The organism is Rhodopirellula maiorica SM1, from assembly GCF_000346295.1.
Classification (GTDB): domain Bacteria; phylum Planctomycetota; class Planctomycetia; order Pirellulales; family Pirellulaceae; genus Novipirellula; species Novipirellula maiorica.
Map to the genome: position 1 here is coordinate 1 of NZ_ANOG01000123.1, position 1,153 is coordinate 1,153.

A 1,153-nucleotide genomic window follows, 5' to 3' on the forward strand; every position below is an offset into this window, starting at 1 on the left:
ATCCTGATCACCGCCCAACGGTCGGCGCAATAACAAAATTGCAAACGGCCGCGTCACTGTTGTCCTCCATTGGCGTAACTTGCTGTTCCCCGCCACGGTGGCTTAACTGGCGTCTTGCACTCCGACCACGATTACCAGAGCGATAAACGCCACGATGGCAAGCGCGGCCACCGCCAGCACCGATCCCCCGATGATCCAAACCATCTTTCCGGTGTCCGTTCCGCGTTTGGGCGAAACCGATACCAAGGCATTGGTCAAAAATTGAGCCGCGATCGATCCGTACAGCAGCGGTGTGAAAAACAGTCCTGCGATTCCTCGCAATCCTCGACTGAGATTTCCGTCGATGAAATAGCTGCCAAACGAACTCGCAACGACGATGACGGCCAAGAACCCCAACGCGATCGTGATCAGCGACAATGTCGCACGCGGCCATCCCTCTTGGCAACTATAGATTTGTCCCAGCGGCGGAATCAAAAGCATCGATGCCAATGCGCATCCCAGCAGCGGAGCTGAACCGGTGACAAAATAACCGGCGACCAGCACAATGCCGCTCAGCACACAGACGCCGACCCACGTGGAACTGCGGATCTGATGCTCGGACAATGCCAAACGACCAAATTTGCTCGTCCGCAAAACGAGATTAAACAGCGGACTGGCCACCCACGTCATCAACGCAAACGCGATGTAGGCGATCAATAGCGGTTGCAGCCATGGCGACCACTCGGGGTGATCATCCGCGAACCCCGACAACAAGCGGAATCCGATGTAAGCGCCAATGATCACGCCCCACTGGGCTTTTTGTTGCAGTTTCTGCATCCACAAAAACCAGTTCAACATGATCCGATAGAGGAAATAGCGAGACTTCATCGCCTCGATGATTCCTGCTCGAGCCCAATCCATCTCGGGATTCAAACGCAACGCCTCGCGGAAATGCTCCATCGCCTTGTCGGGTTCGTTCTGCTCGAGCAGCGTCCATCCCATATTGGCATGCGCGTACTCGTCCTCAGGAGCCTTTTTGAGCGCCGCGCCGATCGCTTCCTCGGCTTCGATCTTTCGCCCCAATTTGACCAGCGCCATCGCTCGCAAATTGGTACACCCCACGGACTCGGCATCCAGTCGACCAACCCCGTCTCAGCAGCTTCGAGCGTTTCTT

1 protein-coding gene is annotated in these 1,153 nt (G+C 56.1%); it reads right to left on the minus strand.

Annotated features, from left to right (window positions below; all coding sequences use genetic code 11):
• Positions 1–102: 102 nt before the first annotated feature.
• Positions 103–1,101: a tetratricopeptide repeat protein gene (locus tag RMSM_RS03590; protein ID WP_008691695.1), complete on the minus strand. Its 999-nt coding sequence runs from the start codon at positions 1,099–1,101 to the stop codon at positions 103–105.
• Positions 1,102–1,153 lie beyond the last annotated feature (52 nt).